We start from the raw sequence: 15,433 nt of genomic DNA on the forward strand, positions 1-15,433 counted from the left end.
CACGAACAGGAACGCAACCATGCCCATCGACGGCATCACCGGCAGCGTGGACCAGGCTGCACAGGCCGCGGCCCTCGCCGCGACCACGACCGCGAAGAAGTCCCAGACGATGGACTCCGAGGTGTTCATGAAGCTGCTCGTCACGCAGCTGCAGAACCAGGACCCGTCGTCGCCGATGGACACCAACCAGATGATCAGCCAGCAGACGCAGCTCGCGATGATGGAGCAGATCACCAACCAGACCACGACGGGGAACGAGAACTTCTCGCTGCAGATGCGGATCGCCGCCGCGAACCTCGTCGGCAAGCAGGTCAGCTACACCGACGCCTCCACCGGCACCGCCGTCACCGGCACCGCCTCGGCCGTGTCCTACGCGAAGAGCGTCCCCACGGTCACCGTGAACGGGAAGGAGGTCGCTCTCGACGTGATCTCCGGCATCACCACCACCGCTCCGGCTTCCTGACCGCGCTGCTTCTCCTCCTCCTTCTTCCTGCTCTTCCTGCCTCTCCGAAAGGACGCACCATGCTCCGCTCGCTCTACTCCGGGATCTCCGGCCTCCGCTCGCACCAGCAGATGCTCGACGTCACCGGCAACAACATCGCCAACGTCAACACCGTCGGCTTCAAGTCGTCGACCACCGTCTTCCAGGACACCCTGTCGCAGATGACCCAGGGCGCCGGCGGACCGCAGACCGGCATCGGCGGGACCAACCCGGCGCAGATCGGCCTCGGCGTCCAGGTCGCCGGTGTCTCGACGAACTTCGCGCAGGGCTCGGCCCAGGCCACTGGCAAGGCCACCGACCTGATGATCTCCGGTGACGGCTTCTTCGTCACCCGGCTTGGCAACGACACCGTGTACAGCCGCGCGGGCGCGTTCGACTTCGACGCGAACGGCCGCCTCGTCACCGCCGACGGCAAGATCGTGCAGGGCTACTCGGCGACCAACGGCGTCGTGAACGACGGCGGGCAGCTGACCGACATCCGACTGCCCCTCGACGCCGCCGCACCCGCGACCTCGACGACCTCGGCGACGGTCAGCGGCAACCTGCCGTCGGACACCCCGGTCAACGAGACGCTGAACCGCGACGCGACCGTGTACGACCAGTACGGCACGAAGCACACCATGTCGCTCGCGTACACCCGCACGAACACCGGGTGGAACGTCTCGGCGTCGAACGGGCAGGGGACCTCTGCCACCGGCACGATCACCTTCAAGGCCGACGGCTCGATCGCCTCCGGCTCCACCCTCGCCGTCGGCGGCATCACCGTCGACATGACCCAGCTGTCCGGGTTCGCGTCGCTCAACACGGCGTCGATCTCGTCGCAGAACGGCCACGAGGCCGGCTCCCTGCAGGGTTACTCGATCTCGAAGGACGGCACCGTCACCGGGTCGTTCTCGAACGGCGCCTCGCTGGCGCTCGGACGGATCGCCCTGGCGACCTTCGCGAACCCCGCAGGCCTCGAGAAGACCGGGGCGTCGGGCTACCGGGCGACCGCGAACTCGGGCCAGGCATCGGTCGGGACCCCGGGTTCGGCGGGCGTCGGCTCGCTCGCGTCCGGCACGCTCGAGATGTCGAACGTCGACCTGTCGCAGGAGTTCACGAACCTGATCGTGGCGCAGCGCGGGTTCCAGGCGAATGCACGCATCATCACGACCTCGGACGAGGTGCTGCAGGAGCTGACGAACCTGAAGCGGTAGGCACGCAGCCCTCGGCTACCGACCGCCCGGACCCGTCGGGCGGTTGGTCGCGCCGTAGACCGCGGCCTGGGTTCGTCGTTCCATCCCGAGTTTCGCGAGCAGGCCGGAGACGTAGTTCTTCACGGTCTTCTCGGCGAGGTCGAGCTGTTCGGCGATCTGGCGGTTCGTGAGCCCCGCGGAGATGAGCGTGAGCACCTGACGTTCCCGCATCGAGAGATCCGGGTCCGTGCTGGGCAGTGTCCGAGCGAGGCGATCCGCGACGCGGGCTGTCAGCGCTTGCGGGAGGAGCCGTTCACCGGCAGCTGCGCGGCGGATGTCGCTGACCAGCGACTGGCCGCGGATGTCCTTCACGACGTAGCCGGCGGCTCCGGCGAGCACGGCGCCCTCGGCTGCGGACTCGTCGTCGTAGGCGGTGAGCACGAGGCACGCGATGTGCGGGAACGCGGAACGGATGTCACGGCACGCGTCGATCCCGCTGCCGTCCGGCAGCCGGACGTCGAGGACGACGACGTCCGGCTGGGTCGCCGCGACCCTGCCGAAGGTCTGCGCCACGGTCGCGGCCTCGCCGACGACCTCGAGGTCGGGTTCGGCGTTGATGAGTTCGGCGACGCCGCGGCGCACGATCTCGTGGTCGTCCAGCAGGAACACGGTCGTCATGACTCGAGCTCGCTTCCGTGGCTCGTCGGCAACGGGACGGTCCAACGGACATCGGTGCCGCCTCGGTCGCTCGTCGTCACGGAGCACGTCCCGCCGCGGCGGTCGGCGCGGGTGGTGAGGTTGGCGATGCCGCTCCGCCGGGTGGTCGCTCCGGGGAACGGCCCGGGGCCGTCGTCGGACACGAGGACGGTGAGGGTGCCGCCGGCCGTCGCGATCCGGACCTGGCTGGAAGATCCGGGCGCGTGGCGGGCGATGTTGGTGACGGATTCGCGGACCACGGCGATCAGGTCGTCCGCGAGCTGGCCGTGGACGTCGAGGTCGACGGGTCCGCTGAACGTCACGGACGGTTGCACCGTGAGCGCGGTCGCGATCGAGGCGACGGTCGTGAGAACCCGATCGCGCACGGAGTCGGCGCGGGGCCGTTCGATCGCGCCGAGCGCGAAGATGGCGGTGCGGATCTCGCTGATCGCCTCGTCGATGTTGGTGACCTGTTCCTCGAGTCGTTCGCGGAGCGGCGCGGGGCCGGCCCGGGCGATCGACTGCAGCGCCAGTCCGGTTCCGAAGAGCCGTTGGACGGCGTGGTCGTGGAGGTCACGGGCGATCCGGCTGCGCTCCTCGGCGCGGTCGAGTGCGCTCCGGTCGTGGCGGCTGCGCGCGACGGCGAGCACGACGCTCGTCTGGCGACCGAAGTCAGCGGCCATGTCGAGCTCTGATGCGGTGAAGGGTGCGCCGCCCGGGGCACGCGATGCGATCAGCGCCCCGAGCGCGCCACCGAAGGCGCGGAGCGGGATCGCGATCGTCGGACCGAGTCCTGGCTGCCACTCGGCGACCGTGGGTGACCCGCTGAGGTCGCTGGAGACCGCCCGCTGCGTGGTCATGGCGTCCCCGGCGAGGGTTCCGACCGCGCTGTACTGCCGGCCGCGGACGTCGTCGGCCCGTCTGCCGGAGGCGGCGGTGACACGGACGATCTCCGAATCGCCGACTGGTTCGACGATGGAGACCAGCTCGCTGTCGACGAACGCTCCGACGCGGTCGACGACCATGGCGAGGACGTCCGAGGCGTCGTCGTCGGCGAGGAGGGCCGCGGTCACCTCCGACGTGGTGGTGGTCCATTGTTCGCGGAGGCGGACGTGCTCGAAGAGCTGTGCGTTGTCGATGGCGACGCCGGCGGTCGCGGCGAGGGCACCGGCGAGTTCCTGGTCTTCGTCGGTGAACTCCGCCTCGGCCGTCCCGTCGAGTCGCAACGTTCCGTAGACGGTGTCACGGACGCGGATCGGGACCGTGATCTGTCGCCCTCGGTCCTCGGCGAGGTCCAGAGGACGATCCTCGCCGGCGTGGACGGAGCGTTCGGTCCCGCCGATCGCGCTCGAGACGGTCAGCAGACCCGAGCGCGCCGAGACGAGTTCGACCGCGGTCTCGACGACCGCGTGCAGGGTGTCGGCGAGGTCGAGGTGCTCGACGATGCGCCGGTTCGCGCTGAGGAGGCTCCGCAGTCGCCCCTGTGTCCGGAGGACGGCGTGTGCGTGCTGGACGAGGTCGGCGACGTTGCGTTCGAGATCTGACCGTGCCACGTCCGGGAAGTGCAGTTGCCGTTCCATGTGGTCCGTCCCGTCCTTGCCGTGCAGGGTATCCCCGCCCGATGCGGACTCGGTCACCTTCGGCCGGAGCACGGCCGTCGTCACCGGTGGGAACGCCGCCACGTGGGTGGGACGACGCACACCGGTGTGCGGGTGCGGTGGAAGAGATCACGAGCGGTCGATCCGAACACGGCGCCGCCGATGGTCGTGCGGTGCTTCCGACCGACGACCACGAGCGCCGCCTCGGTCGCCGCTTCCGCGAGCGCCTGTGCCGCCGAACGCTCGGCGACGGCAGCGTGGACCACGATGGTCGGAGCCTGTGCGCGCACGATGGCCGTCGCGTCGGTGAGGTCGAGTTCGGCACCTTCGCGGAAGAGCCCGGGATCCTCGGCGAGGGTGACCGGTCGTGCGCCCATCGGGACCGGCAGCTGCCACGCCGAGACCAGGCTGAGCGCGACGCCGTTTCGTGCCGCCTCGGCTGCAGCGAACACCACCGCGGCATCCGGTTCTCCCGCGGCGACGCCCAGGACGACGGTGCCGTCACGGATGACCGCGTCATCGGGGACCACGACGACGGGGACGGCGGCGAGGGTGGCGATCGACTCCGGGAGCGATCCCGCCAGAGCAGAGCGGATGATCCGTGAGCGGTGCGCACCGATGACGAGGAGGTCGCTGCGCTCGGACGCGTCGAGGAGGACCTGCTTCGGTGAGCCAGCGCGGAGCGTCAGGGTGACGACGGCATCGGGGTCCTCGGCGGTGATCAGCTGCCCGATCTCCTCGAACCTCGCCCGTGTCGAGGCCCAGTACGCCTCGGTCTCGTACCACTCGATGGCGTGCACGAGCTCGACCTCCATCGGCCCCGATCGGGCTCGGTGTGCCACCCACTCGACCGCCGCGCGCGCACCGGTGCTGTCGTCGACGCCGACGGTGATCTGCTCGGTGCTCATGGTGCGGACCGTTCCAGGGCGTCGGCTTCGGACATCTGCGCTCGTTCGTCGGCGGTGGTTCCGGGGACGACGCAGACCGGGGTCCGGCTGTCCTGGATCAGCCGGTGCGCGACCGAACCGCCGAGCGCACCCCCGAGCGTGGTGCGGTGGTTCCGCCCGATGACGACGAGCGTCGCGGAGACAGCGATCGATGCGAGCACCCTGCCGGGCACGCCTTCGAGCAGCAGCGGCCGTGTGTGGAGCGTCGGGAACCGGCCGGAGACGATCCGGGCCGCGTCGTCGAGGATCCGACGGCCGTGGTCCTCGTGCCGCGCGGGGTCACCGAGCGCGGCGAGCATGCCCTCGTCGTCGGCGCTGGGTGCACGCCAGACGCGGACGAGCACCAGCCCGCGACCGAGTCGGAGCGCTGTCCGGGCGGCGGCGTCGAGCGCTGCGACGGCGATGTCGTCGTCGACGCCGTGGACGACGTCACCGCTTCCGCCGGACCAGTCCGACGGGACCACCACCGTGGGGACCGTCGACCGTGTGGGGATGCGCTCGGGCAGCCAGCCGTCGAGTGCCGTGCGGATGGGGTGGTCGCGGCGGGAGCCGATGACGAGCAGCTGTGCGTGACGAGCCGCGTCGACCAGGACCGTCGCAGCATCACCGAATCGGAGCTCCGATCGGACCGTCGACCCCGCGCCACCGGCGAGGCGGCGTCGCACCCGTGCGAGTCGTTCCTCGGCTGCGACCGGATCCGAGACCATGCTGTCCATCGCGGTGATGAGTTCGATGTCGCACGGGTACGACCGTGCAGCCGCGACGACCCAGTCGACCGCGCGGTCGTTCGCGGCGTGCGCGTCGATCCCGACCACGATGTGCTGCCGCTCGACGGTCCCGCTCATCGTGCACCCGCGGTGGCGACGACCGAGGAGTCGGTGTGCGGTTGATCGTGCTCGGCGTCTGCAACGACGTGGTGCGGGCCGCTGTGCAGGGTCGCGTCCGGGGGGACGGTCGCCACGGGGATGCCGGATTCGCGCAGCAGCTGCTGCCCGACCGACCCGAACAGTGCGCCGCCGAGCAGCGTGTGGTGGCGGCGGCCGACGACGAGCAAGGACGCCGCGTCGGACAGTCCGGCGATCACGTGACCGGCGCGTCCTTCCCGGACGGCGGTCCGGACCCGGAGGCCGGGGAACTGCTCCAGAGCGCGGCGTGCGAACTGGCCGACGAGTTCTTCGGCTTGGTGCGCCCAGATCTCGCGGTCCTCTTCGACGTAGGCGTACCCGTAGGGCGTCGACACGGTCGGGACCTGCCACGCACGGACGATCGTCAGCTCGCACCCTGCGGCGAGAGCATGCTCGGCCGCGAACGCGAGTGCGGTGTCCGACGTGTCGGCGTCGATGCCGACGACGATGCTGCCGTGGTGCTCTTCCCAGTGCTCGGGGACAGCGATGACGGGGATGCCGGAGTTCGCGGTGACGCGTTCCGGTACCCAGCCGGACAGTGCGCGGGCGACGGACGATGCTTGCCGGACGCCGATCACGAGGACGTCCGCCTCGACCGTGGGGCCGGTGCCGTCGGAGTGCTCGGGTGCGTGGACCGTGATGTCGAGGCGCGGGTGACGGCGACGCAGTCGCTCTTGCGCGGCGTACAGCAGTGCGGCCGGCGAGCCGGCGAGGCCCGCGCGGCGGCGCTGACCGATCATCACGATCTCGACCTGGTCGAGTTCGGAGATGACGTTCGCGTCGATCCATGCCAGAGCGTTCTGGCCGGCGACCGTGTCGTCGATGCCGATCCTGTAGCGCGTCATGCTGTGACTCCTTGCCCCTCCGGCCGGAGGGAGTTCCACCGACGCGCATCACGGTATTTCCGTCGGATCGCGCCGGTCAGTGCCGAAGGTCCCGAGGACTCGACTGCGTGTGGAGAGCTGTCGGTGTCGGTGTGATCTGTTGGAGGCCGACCAACTGGGTGAACCCGGCCAGGTTCAGCTCCAGCTCGTTGTGACTGACTGCTGGGCCGCTCACGCCGAGCCAGATCGACCGGTCGTGCCCTCCGCTGACGAGTCGCTCTCCGCACCGCACCGAGAGGACACCTGCGGGCAGCAGCACGGCGAGCCGTTCGAGGTACTGCACGACGATCGGACCGACCGACCTGGGGACTCCGAGGGCAACCCTGTTGCCGGCGACGATCGTCGCCGCGAGCTGCAGAGCGAGCACGGGCGCCGGAACCCCGTCGTCGACGATGAGCTCGACCGAACCGATCGCCGTCGGATGCACTGCCAGACCGACGCGGCCCGTGATCACGATCGGTGCGACGGCGGTGATCCGGGCGACGTCGTGGAACAGCTGATCGCTGCGACCGACATCGCGTGCCCCGCGGCGCACGCGGGATCGATCGGGATCGGTGTGGTCGAGGCGTGCGCTGTGGTCAACCGCTCGTTCACTCGTCAGTGCGAGGAGGCCCGCTCGGTGCTGCACAGCGAGCCGTGCCCACGCCGTGCGGGGCGGCACCCTGGTGACCAGCGGGCGGGCGGCCCGGTCGGTTGCGCTGACTGTGCTGGTGGTCATGTTCGTGCCCTCCGTCGACTCGGTTCCGCAGGCCGCAACCCTGACCGACGACGCGCCGGTGTCCCCGGGTGCACGTCGGCCGTCACGATGCCGGCCCGGTCGGTGTGACGAGGATCTTGACCGCGGTCTCACGGTGGTCGATCAACGCCTGGAATCCGTCCGGGACGAGTCGCTCGAGCGGGATCTTCGCGGTGATGAACGGTGCGAGGTCGACCTTGCCCGTCCGGACCAGGTCGATGGTCGCGGGGTGGTCGTCTCGGTAGGCGATGGTGCCGCGCACGTCGAGCTCCTTGAGGACGACCTTCTGGATGTCGATCGATGCGCGAGAGCTCCAGATCGACACGTTGACGATCACGCCGCCCGGGCGGACCACGTCGACGAGCTGGTCGAGGACCACCTGGACGCTCGAGCACTCGAAACCGACGTCGGCTCCGCGGCCGTCCGTGAGCTCGAGAACCCGTGCACGGACGTCGTCGGTGGTCGGGTCGAGGACGTGGTCGGCGACACCGGTGCTCGTGGCCATCGCGTTCCGAGCGGCACCGGGTTCGGAGACGATGACCGTCAGTCCCTCGGCGTGCAGCACGGCTGCGAGGAGGAGTCCGATCGGTCCGGCTCCACCGACGAAGGCGGTGTCGCCGGACGTCGCACCGCTGCGGATCCAGGCGTGGTGGGCGACGGCGAGCGGTTCGATGAGCGCGGCCTGGTCCAGCGGGATGTCACCGACCGGATGCACCCAGCGCTGATCGACGACGATGCGCTCGCTGAGCCCGCCGCCGCCTCCGGCGAGCCCGATGAACCCCATGCTCGTGCACAGGTTGTACCGGCCGGCGACGCACTGCGGGCAGTGACCGCAGACGAAGTAGGGCTCGACGACCACGTGCTCGCCGACGTGCAGGTCAGCGACGTCGTCACCGACCTGTGTGACGGTGCCGGAGAACTCGTGTCCCATCGTGACGGGTACCTGTTCGCGGGTCAGCGGGTGCGGGTGCCCGACGGGCGGGATGAAGATCGGTCCGTCGAGGAACTCGTGCAGGTCCGTACCGCAGATGCCGCACCAGGCGACGTCGATCGTCACCGCCCCGCGCCGGGGTTCGGGTTCTGCGATGTCGTCGATGCGGATGTCGTGCCGTCCGTGGAAACGTGCTGCCTTCATCGGTTTGCTCTCTCGTCGGTTCGCGTCGGGACGGTCGAGTGGGCGTACTCCGCGAACGGTTCGCCCGTCGCGGGCGCGAGGTCCTCGCGGTGGTCGCCGCCGATCTGCGGGAGCCAGGCTCCTCCGATGAAGTTCTCGTAGCGGGTCTTGAGCGGCACGATGCCGGCGCTCGTGCCGGGAGCCGCGTAGACGGTGGAGTGGTCGTGCGTCGTCGTCGTCGTGGTCGGCAGGTCGATGGTGCTGGTCATCATGTCGCTTCCTTCGTCGGTGTTCGAGGGGTCACGCGGTGACGTACTGCTTCACGGCGGCGGTGATCGCGGAGAGTCCTTGTTTCGCGTCGGCGAAGAACATGCCGGTCTTCGCCTCGGTGAACAGCTCGTTCGGGATGCCCGAGTAGCCGGGGCTCATGGACCGCTTGACGACGACGACGGCCTTGGCGCGGTCGACGTCGAGGATCGGCATGCCCGACACCGCGTTGCCGGGGCGACGGGCGGCGGGGTTGGTGACGTCGTTCGCGCCGACCACCAGTGCCACGTCGCACGTCGCGAAGGCCGCGTTGGCCTGGTCGAGCTGCAGCATCTGCGAGTACGGGACGTTCGCCTCGGCGAGCAGGACGTTCATGTGCCCGGGCATCCGGCCGGCGACGGGGTGGATCGCGTAGGTCACGGCGATCCCGTGGTCGGTGAGGAGTGTGGCCAGCTCGGCGATCTCGTGTTGCGCCTGCGCAGCGGCGAGGCCGTAGCCCGGGACGACCATCACGGTCCGTGCGTAGGCGAGCTGCAGTCCGACGTCGTCCGCCGTGACCTGACGGACTGCTGCGACGTCGGCGCCCTCACCTGCTGCTGCTGCCGTCGGCTCGTCGCCGGTTCCGAAGCCGCCGACGATGATGCTCAGCACGGATCGGTTCATCGCCGCGGCCATCTGCCGGGTCAGGATCGTCCCGGCTGCGCCGACGAGCGCGCCGGCGATGATCATCGCTTGGTTGTCGATCGCGAAGCCCGCGAACGCCACTGCGAGCCCGGTGAAGGCGTTCAACAACGAGACGACGACGGGAGCATCGGCACCGCCGATCGGCAAGACCATGAGCACCCCCAGCGCCGATGCCGCCACGAGCAACACGAGCACGGGGATCGGCGTGGCCGGGACGAGGACGACCAAGACCCCAGCGATCAGGGCTCCGGCGGCCACGACGGTGTTCACGACCCGCGCTCCGACCAGGCGGATCGGGGCCCCCGACACGATGCCCTGCAGCTTGCCCGCGGCGATCAGCGAGCCGGACAGCGTCACCCCGCCGATCAGGACGTCGAGGGCGATCGGGACCGTCGACGTCGGCGTGAGCTCGGTCGCGGTGCCGGTCCGGCGCAGGAAGTCCGTCAGTGCGACTGCGGCCGCCGCGCCGCCACCCACCGCGTTGAGGAGACTGACGAACTGCGGGACGTCCGTCATCTCGGTCGAGCGGGCACGGACCGCTCCGAACACCGATCCCACTGCGAGACCGACGGCGAGCGCGCTCCAACCCCAGATCTCGCCGGTTCCGGCGCTGATCGCGACGACCGCCGTCGCGACGATCGTCACCGCCATGCCGGCAGCTGACACCAGGTTCCCAGAACGAGCCGTGGACGGTGTGCGCATCCGGTGCAGACCGGTCACGAAGAGGATGGCGGCGGCGAGGTACGCGCACCCGGCGACGAAACCGACGACGTTCACGAGCCAGACCGGTTCGTCGTGTCGGGTCGGCGGAACATCTGCAGCATGCGGTCGGTCAGGACGTACCCGCCGACGACGTTCGCCGCCCCGAGCGCAGCGGCGATGCCCGAGAGCACGTAGCCGGTCGGGCTGTCCGCGGCGGCCGCGACCACGAACGCGCCGGCGACGACCGCGCCGTGGATCGCGTTCGCGCCCGACATCATCGGCGTGTGCAGGGTCGAGGGGATCTTGCTGATCACCTCGAACCCGACGAGCAGGCTCAGGACGAAGATCGCGAGGTCGGAGAACAGGTCGGCGGTCATGCGATCACCGTCGTCTCTGCGGTCCGTACGGCCTCGTTGACGACCGCGCCGTCACGGCACACCACCACGGCGCGCTGGACCTCGTCGCGCAGATCGATCGAGACGACACCGTCAGGACACACGAGCGACAGCAGAGCGTGCACGTTGCGTGCGTACATGTGGGACGACGAGGTCGCGAGTTCGGAGGAGAGGCTCCCGGCGCCGATGACGATGACGCCGGTGGCAGTGCGGGTGGTCGTCCCGTCCACGGTCCCGGCGACGTTGCCGCGGTGCGCCGTCGCTGCCAGGTCCACGCACACCGACCCGGGCTCGAGGGCGGCGAGGGTCGCGGCGGTCACCAGGAGTGGCGGCGTCCGGCCGGGGACCTTCGCGGTCGTGATGATGACGTCGAAGCGTGTGAGGTGGTCGGCGAGTTCGGCCTGTTGCGCGACGGATTCCTCGGCGGAGAGCGGGCGCGCGTAGCCGCCCGAACCCCCGCCGGCCGTGATGGACGACGTCAGGAAGGTGGCGCCGAGTGACTCGACCTCGCCACGTGAAGCGGGCCGGACGTCGTACCCGGTCACCACGGCGCCGAGTCGTTTCGCCGTACCGATCGCCTGCAGTCCGGCCACTCCGGCCCCGATGACCAGGACCCGCGCCGGCCGCGCCGTCCCCGAGGCGGTGATCATCATCGGGAAGTACCGCTCGAACGCGGCCGCCGCGACGATCGCTGCACGGTAGCCGGCGGTGCTGGCCTGTGAGCTGACGGCGTCCATCGCCTGCGCGCGGCTGAGGGTTCGCGGCAGGAGCTCGAATGACAGGACATCCACGTGGGCGTCGGCCAGTTGCCGCATGAGTTCCGGGTGTGCCAGGGGATCGACCAGGCCGATGAGGGTCTGCCCGGTTCGGAGCATCGCCGCGAGCAGGGAGTCCGGGGGCCGCACGACGGCGATGACGTCTCCGCGCTGCAGCACCTCGTCCCGTGCCGTCACGGTCGCCCCTGCCGCGGTGTACTCGGCGTCGGTGCAGGACGCGGCCACCCCGGCATCGTGCTCGATGCAGACCTGGAAGCCCGCCGCGACGAGCAGTGCGCTCACCTCGGGGTCGAGCGCGACACGCTGCTCCCGGACCGCGGTCTCGCGCAGCACGCCGATCGTGATCGGATGCGGTCGAACAGGTGGTCCCTCGGTGCGATCGGTCATGGATCGAGTGTCAGACCGCACCGCAACGCCCCACAGTGCCGAACGTCCCTGCGCGCAACGCGTCCTCCGGCCAGACGGGCCGTTCGGCCCTGTCGCGGCCGACGCCGTGCGTCGACGATCGTCCTGACCAGCGACGCCGGGTCCGTCCGGGGCCGTCGTCCCGGAGCGAGCAGGAGGAACCCGCCATGACCAGCTACACCATCGGACTCGACGACACCAGCAGCGGTCGAGCTGCCTTCGACTGGGTGAAGTCGCTCCCGCTCGATGATCGCGACGTGGTGAAGGTCGTCACCGTCACGGAGTTCTTCGGCGAGGCGTCGGGCTCGGCACGGCGGCGGCTCGTCGACGCCGCCGATGCACTGCGTCGGGAACACCCGGGGCTCAACGTCGCGGAGATCTCCGCGGACGGACCGACCGTGCAGCGGCTCATCGACGAGGCGCGCGGCGGAGACCTGCTCGTCATCGGCTCGCACCGGGACCGCATGCTGCGGTCCATGGCAACCGGATGGCTCCCTGAACGCATCGCCGTCGCGTCCACCGTGCCGACGGTCGTGGTGCCGGACGACTGGAACCGGTTCGACGGCGACGGCGACGTCGTGGTCGGCGTCGACACGATCGACGAGACGCACGCCGCCGTCGTCGGCGCCCGGTTCGCGGAGGTCTTCGGCCGATCGCTCCGACTCGTCTCGGCGCGTCCGATCCCGGTCGGCGCCGTGGTCGCCGGCGGGCGGATCGCCACGGCAGGCTTGGCCCAGATGCGCCCCCAGGACGCGGACCTGCTGGAAGCGGTGACGGAGCGGGTCCACACCCGCTACCCGGCCGTGCACGTCCGTGCGGAGGCCGTCGACGGCGACCCGATCGACGTCATCGCCGCCGCCGCGACCGATGCCCTCATCGTGTTCATCGGCCGCGAGCACCACACGGCCGCCGGCGGCGCCCTGTTCGGCTCGGTCGGCATGAACCTCATCCACGGGTCCCGCACGCCCGTGTGCGTCGTCCCGAGCGCGTGACCGCCGTGCGCCGACCCCTGCTCACCCCGCGCACCGTCGACACCGTGACCGAACGATGGCGCGCCTCCGCCGCGCTCGACGCGACCGGCCTCGTCGCATCACTCCGGATCGACGAGGAACGCATCGTGCTCCGCGGGGACACCGGGTGCCACGCCGATCGGACCCTCGCACTCGAGATCGCGGAAGCGGTCGCTGGCCCTGGCGCTGTCCGGAGCGAGATCACGATCCGGCCCCTGCACGTCGGCGCTGACGACTCCGACGGCACGGTTGCGGCCCGCGCCGCCGCGGCGCTGGACGTGCTGCCGGGTGGCGGCGCGATCACGGTGACCGTCGTGGACCACGTCGCGACCCTTCATGGTGTGGTGCCCGACACCGCGACCCGCGTCGCGGGTCACGCGGCGGTGGCGCGGACGGAAGGCGTCCACTTCGTCGACAACCGGCTGACGGTCGTCGAACGGGCCGCGCCGTGACGGACGGGAGGCACGGGGCACGCCCGCCCCGTGCCTCCCGTCCGGCGGTCCGACGGCTGGTCTGGATCGTCGTCACGTTGGGCGCGCTCGGCTGGGCGGCCGCGCTGGCGGCACCGGAGGTGCCGACCGCACTGGCGACGGTCCGATCGCTGGGGACGGCGACCCCGCTGCTCCTGGGCGCGGCGCTGCTGGCTGAGGCCGGTTCGCTGCTGGTGTACTCGCTGCTCACCCGAGCACTCCTCGCCCGGGATGCACCGCCGCTGCCCGTCGTCGTGGCGATCGACCTCACCGCCTTGGGATTGCGGAGCGTCGTCCCGGGCGGCGCTGCGGTGTCGGCCACCCTGCGGCTCCGCAGCTTCTCGCGATCCGGTGTCCCGCTCGCCCGGACCACCGCGATCGTGGTCGTCCAGGCGGTCCTCGTCGCGCTCGCGCTGTGCTCGGTGTTCGGCGTGGGGCTCGTGCTCTCCGCCGGGCGGTTCGCATCCGACGAGTGGGTCGTCGTCGCGGCGGTGGTGGTGATCGCCGTCATCACCGGGTCGGCCGTGCTCGTGTGGCTCTGCCTCCGACGGCTCGGGCGCTTCGAGCGAGCGGTGGTCCGGGCCACCGTGCCGTTGCGGCGGTGGTCGGACCGGTTCACCGAGACCCGCGTGACGGCGTTCGTGCACACGCTGGGACTCGGTGTCCGGATCCTCGTCGACGACCCGCGGTCCGCTGGCACCGCGTTCGCACTCGCCCTCGGCAACTGGGTCCTCGACGTCACCGCGTTCGGCCTCGTCTGCACGGCGGTGGGAGCGAGTCCCGGCCTGTCGGTCCTGCTCGTCGTCTACGGTCTCGGCAACCTGCTGGCGATGCTCCCGATCACCCCTGGCGGGGTCGGGATCGTCGAGAGCGCCATGGTCTCCGCGCTCGTGCTGACCGGCACACCATCGGGCGCCGCACTCCTCGCGGTCGTCGGGTGGCGCGTGCTCGAGTACTGGCTCCCGATCCTCGCAGCCGGGGTCAGCTACCCGATCCTGCGCGTCGTGCTGCGCCGAGCGGAACGACGTCGGGCTGCGGGAAGGGTGCGCGTTCCGGTTCCAGCACCGTCCGGCCCAGGATCGCCTGGAGGTCGGCGAGCATGAGCAGCTGGCGGTGGTTGATCTCGAGCAGCGCCTCGATGTCCACCTTCGCGGCCGCGTTCGTGTCGAAGTCGTGCTGAGCCAGCGCGGCAGCGATCCCGTCCTGCCGTTTCGCCGCGATCAGCAGGATCGCGCCCTGCAGGCCGGCGAGCATGCTGAGGAACAGGTTCAGCAGGATGAACGGGTAGGGATCCCATCGGCCGCCCGCTGTGTTGACGGCGGCCCAGACGACCATGAACGCGACGAACCCGCCGACGAAGCCCCAACTGCCCATCTTGTTGCGCATGGCGTCAGCGGCCCGTTCACCACGGGTCAGGGACGAGTGGTGCCGCTGGTGCCAGGTCAGCCGGGGCTCGGAGCGGGCGCTCCGGCGCGGGGTTTCGGTGGTGTCCATGCGCGATGCCTCTCGGGTGCGGTGCGGATCCTGACGGATCCGGCACCATCCCAGCCGACGGCGGTCGGCTCGGCCAGAGCCGAACGTCCCGGAACCGGACGGACGGGCCCTTCGGCCCTGTCCGCCGACAGCGAGTGGCCGGAGACTGACGGCGGCCGACAAGGTCGAACCGACAGGAGGACACGATGATGAACCGCCACGGCGTCGCACGGAGCACCGCCGAGATGTACGACCCGGCATCTCCAGCCGTTGCCCTCGAGCCCTACCAGTGCTGGACGAAGCTGCAGGACTCGCGGACCGGCCGCATCGTCACCGTCGCATCGGATCGCATCGAGATCCGCCCGGTGAACTTCGTCGCGGACGGGCACTCGATCGTCTTCGACACCTCGAGCGAGGTCGTCCGCTCCGCTGCTGCCGAGCACCGTCCGGTGGTCTTCGAGGTCGACGAGCACGACGGGTGGAGCGTGTGGAGCGTCATCGTGCGGGGGACCGTGGCGGAGACGGACGACCTCGACCTGCCCGAAGGCACGGAGTTGCGGTCGATGCTCCCCACCGTGAAACGGACGCGGCTTCGTCTCACGCCCGACGAGATCACGGGCCGCCTGTTCGACCAGGCGCCCTGATCGCGGCCGGCGTGACGACGCGGTCCGGCTCGCACGGTCGCATGGTCGCA

The 15,433-nt window shown here is 70.6% G+C and carries 17 protein-coding genes and 1 pseudogene; 6 read left to right on the plus strand and 12 right to left on the minus strand.

Annotation, left to right across the window (positions count from 1 at the left end; genetic code table 11):
* Positions 1 to 19 precede the first annotated feature (19 nt).
* Complete coding sequence (locus tag ITJ59_RS04955; protein WP_194650020.1) at positions 20 to 463, plus strand: flagellar hook assembly protein FlgD; 444 nt, start codon at positions 20 to 22, stop codon at positions 461 to 463.
* A 59-nt stretch (positions 464 to 522) separates the two neighbouring features.
* On the plus strand, positions 523 to 1,698 hold the full coding sequence (locus ITJ59_RS04960) for a flagellar hook protein FlgE (protein ID WP_194650021.1): 1,176 nt from the start codon (positions 523 to 525) through the stop codon (positions 1,696 to 1,698).
* 15 nt (positions 1,699 to 1,713) lie between these two features.
* Here the strand turns inward: ITJ59_RS04960 and ITJ59_RS04965 are convergent, their stop codons facing one another.
* The 11 genes from ITJ59_RS04965 to ITJ59_RS05015 form a co-directional block, all read right to left on the minus strand.
* Positions 1,714 to 2,355 (minus strand): response regulator, encoded by a 642-nt coding sequence (locus ITJ59_RS04965; RefSeq protein WP_194650022.1) that lies wholly within the window; start codon positions 2,353 to 2,355, stop codon positions 1,714 to 1,716.
* Positions 2,352 to 3,953: a GAF domain-containing protein gene (locus ITJ59_RS04970; protein ID WP_228511063.1), complete on the minus strand. Its 1,602-nt coding sequence runs from the start codon at positions 3,951 to 3,953 to the stop codon at positions 2,352 to 2,354. The genes ITJ59_RS04965 and ITJ59_RS04970 overlap by 4 nt, the downstream gene beginning before the upstream one ends.
* Positions 3,954 to 4,033: 80 nt before the next feature.
* Complete coding sequence (locus ITJ59_RS04975; protein WP_194650024.1) at positions 4,034 to 4,879, minus strand: universal stress protein; 846 nt, start codon at positions 4,877 to 4,879, stop codon at positions 4,034 to 4,036.
* Positions 4,876 to 5,763, minus strand: coding sequence for a universal stress protein (locus tag ITJ59_RS04980; protein ID WP_194650025.1), 888 nt, complete (start codon positions 5,761 to 5,763; stop codon positions 4,876 to 4,878). The genes ITJ59_RS04975 and ITJ59_RS04980 overlap by 4 nt, the downstream gene beginning before the upstream one ends.
* The gene (locus ITJ59_RS04985) at positions 5,760 to 6,668 is read right to left on the minus strand and encodes a universal stress protein (protein ID WP_194650026.1); all 909 of its coding nucleotides are present in this window, start codon (positions 6,666 to 6,668) and stop codon (positions 5,760 to 5,762) included. Before ITJ59_RS04985 ends, ITJ59_RS04980 begins: the two co-directional genes overlap by 4 nt.
* A gap of 76 nt (positions 6,669 to 6,744) precedes the next feature.
* On the minus strand, positions 6,745 to 7,425 hold the full coding sequence (locus ITJ59_RS04990) for a hypothetical protein (RefSeq protein ID WP_194650027.1): 681 nt from the start codon (positions 7,423 to 7,425) through the stop codon (positions 6,745 to 6,747).
* A gap of 82 nt (positions 7,426 to 7,507) precedes the next feature.
* A complete protein-coding gene (locus tag ITJ59_RS04995) occupies positions 7,508 to 8,578 on the minus strand; it encodes a 2,3-butanediol dehydrogenase (RefSeq protein ID WP_194650028.1) in 1,071 nt (356 codons plus the stop codon).
* Positions 8,575 to 8,829, minus strand: coding sequence for a hypothetical protein (locus ITJ59_RS05000; RefSeq protein WP_194650029.1), 255 nt, complete (start codon positions 8,827 to 8,829; stop codon positions 8,575 to 8,577). Before ITJ59_RS05000 ends, ITJ59_RS04995 begins: the two co-directional genes overlap by 4 nt.
* Positions 8,830 to 8,857: 28 nt before the next feature.
* Positions 8,858 to 10,285 (minus strand): NAD(P)(+) transhydrogenase (Re/Si-specific) subunit beta, encoded by a 1,428-nt coding sequence (locus tag ITJ59_RS05005; protein ID WP_194650030.1) that lies wholly within the window; start codon positions 10,283 to 10,285, stop codon positions 8,858 to 8,860.
* Positions 10,282 to 10,587, minus strand: coding sequence for an NAD(P) transhydrogenase subunit alpha (locus ITJ59_RS05010; RefSeq protein ID WP_194650031.1), 306 nt, complete (start codon positions 10,585 to 10,587; stop codon positions 10,282 to 10,284). Before ITJ59_RS05010 ends, ITJ59_RS05005 begins: the two co-directional genes overlap by 4 nt.
* Entirely contained in the window at positions 10,584 to 11,768 is a 1,185-nt protein-coding gene (locus tag ITJ59_RS05015) for an NAD(P) transhydrogenase subunit alpha (protein ID WP_194650032.1), read from the minus strand. Before ITJ59_RS05015 ends, ITJ59_RS05010 begins: the two co-directional genes overlap by 4 nt.
* A 185-nt stretch (positions 11,769 to 11,953) precedes the next feature.
* Between ITJ59_RS05015 and ITJ59_RS05020 the strand changes: the two genes are divergently transcribed.
* From ITJ59_RS05020 to ITJ59_RS19000, 3 genes and pseudogenes are all read left to right on the plus strand, one after another.
* Positions 11,954 to 12,778 carry a universal stress protein gene (locus ITJ59_RS05020; RefSeq protein ID WP_194650033.1) on the plus strand — a complete coding sequence of 275 codons (825 nt, stop codon included), beginning with the start codon at positions 11,954 to 11,956 and terminating at the stop codon, positions 12,776 to 12,778.
* A gap of 44 nt (positions 12,779 to 12,822) precedes the next feature.
* The gene (locus ITJ59_RS05025; protein WP_194650034.1) at positions 12,823 to 13,248 is read left to right on the plus strand and encodes a BON domain-containing protein; all 426 of its coding nucleotides are present in this window, start codon (positions 12,823 to 12,825) and stop codon (positions 13,246 to 13,248) included.
* Positions 13,245 to 14,228: pseudogene (locus tag ITJ59_RS19000) on the plus strand (lysylphosphatidylglycerol synthase transmembrane domain-containing protein); the annotation flags it as partial. The gene ITJ59_RS05025 and the pseudogene ITJ59_RS19000, both read left to right, overlap by 4 nt.
* A 19-nt stretch (positions 14,229 to 14,247) precedes the next feature.
* On the opposite strand, the gene ITJ59_RS05030 reads toward ITJ59_RS19000, so the two are convergent.
* Entirely contained in the window at positions 14,248 to 14,760 is a 513-nt protein-coding gene (locus tag ITJ59_RS05030; RefSeq protein ID WP_323749403.1) for a DUF1003 domain-containing protein, read from the minus strand.
* Between the two features lie 185 nt (positions 14,761 to 14,945).
* Between ITJ59_RS05030 and ITJ59_RS05035 the strand changes: the two genes are divergently transcribed.
* On the plus strand, positions 14,946 to 15,383 hold the full coding sequence (locus ITJ59_RS05035; protein WP_194650035.1) for a pyridoxamine 5'-phosphate oxidase family protein: 438 nt from the start codon (positions 14,946 to 14,948) through the stop codon (positions 15,381 to 15,383).
* The last annotated feature ends 50 nt before the right edge of the window (positions 15,384 to 15,433 follow it).

The sequence above is a fragment of the Curtobacterium sp. VKM Ac-1393 genome (assembly GCF_015350995.1).
In the GTDB taxonomy this organism is placed as follows: domain Bacteria; phylum Actinomycetota; class Actinomycetes; order Actinomycetales; family Microbacteriaceae; genus Curtobacterium.

Excerpts from the sequence above, each read along its gene's own strand:
- ITJ59_RS05000 (WP_194650029.1), bottom strand. The coding sequence starts at position 8,829 with ATGATGACCAGCACCATCGACCTGCCGACCACGACGACGACGACGCAC.
- ITJ59_RS04985 (WP_194650026.1), bottom strand. The coding sequence starts at position 6,668 with ATGACGCGCTACAGGATCGGCATCGACGACACGGTCGCCGGCCAGAAC.
- ITJ59_RS04990 (WP_194650027.1), bottom strand. The coding sequence starts at position 7,425 with ATGACCACCAGCACAGTCAGCGCAACCGACCGGGCCGCCCGCCCGCTG.
- ITJ59_RS04955 (WP_194650020.1), top strand. The coding sequence starts at position 20 with ATGCCCATCGACGGCATCACCGGCAGCGTGGACCAGGCTGCACAGGCC.
- ITJ59_RS05035 (WP_194650035.1), top strand. The coding sequence starts at position 14,946 with ATGATGAACCGCCACGGCGTCGCACGGAGCACCGCCGAGATGTACGAC.
- ITJ59_RS05010 (WP_194650031.1), bottom strand. The coding sequence starts at position 10,587 with ATGACCGCCGACCTGTTCTCCGACCTCGCGATCTTCGTCCTGAGCCTG.
- ITJ59_RS04965 (WP_194650022.1), bottom strand. The coding sequence starts at position 2,355 with ATGACGACCGTGTTCCTGCTGGACGACCACGAGATCGTGCGCCGCGGC.
- ITJ59_RS04960 (WP_194650021.1), top strand. The coding sequence starts at position 523 with ATGCTCCGCTCGCTCTACTCCGGGATCTCCGGCCTCCGCTCGCACCAG.
- ITJ59_RS04995 (WP_194650028.1), bottom strand. The coding sequence starts at position 8,578 with ATGAAGGCAGCACGTTTCCACGGACGGCACGACATCCGCATCGACGAC.
- ITJ59_RS04975 (WP_194650024.1), bottom strand. The coding sequence starts at position 4,879 with ATGAGCACCGAGCAGATCACCGTCGGCGTCGACGACAGCACCGGTGCG.
- ITJ59_RS04980 (WP_194650025.1), bottom strand. The coding sequence starts at position 5,763 with ATGAGCGGGACCGTCGAGCGGCAGCACATCGTGGTCGGGATCGACGCG.
- ITJ59_RS05020 (WP_194650033.1), top strand. The coding sequence starts at position 11,954 with ATGACCAGCTACACCATCGGACTCGACGACACCAGCAGCGGTCGAGCT.
- ITJ59_RS04970 (WP_228511063.1), bottom strand. The coding sequence starts at position 3,953 with ATGGAACGGCAACTGCACTTCCCGGACGTGGCACGGTCAGATCTCGAA.
- ITJ59_RS05015 (WP_194650032.1), bottom strand. The coding sequence starts at position 11,768 with ATGACCGATCGCACCGAGGGACCACCTGTTCGACCGCATCCGATCACG.
- ITJ59_RS05030 (WP_323749403.1), bottom strand. The coding sequence starts at position 14,760 with ATGGACACCACCGAAACCCCGCGCCGGAGCGCCCGCTCCGAGCCCCGG.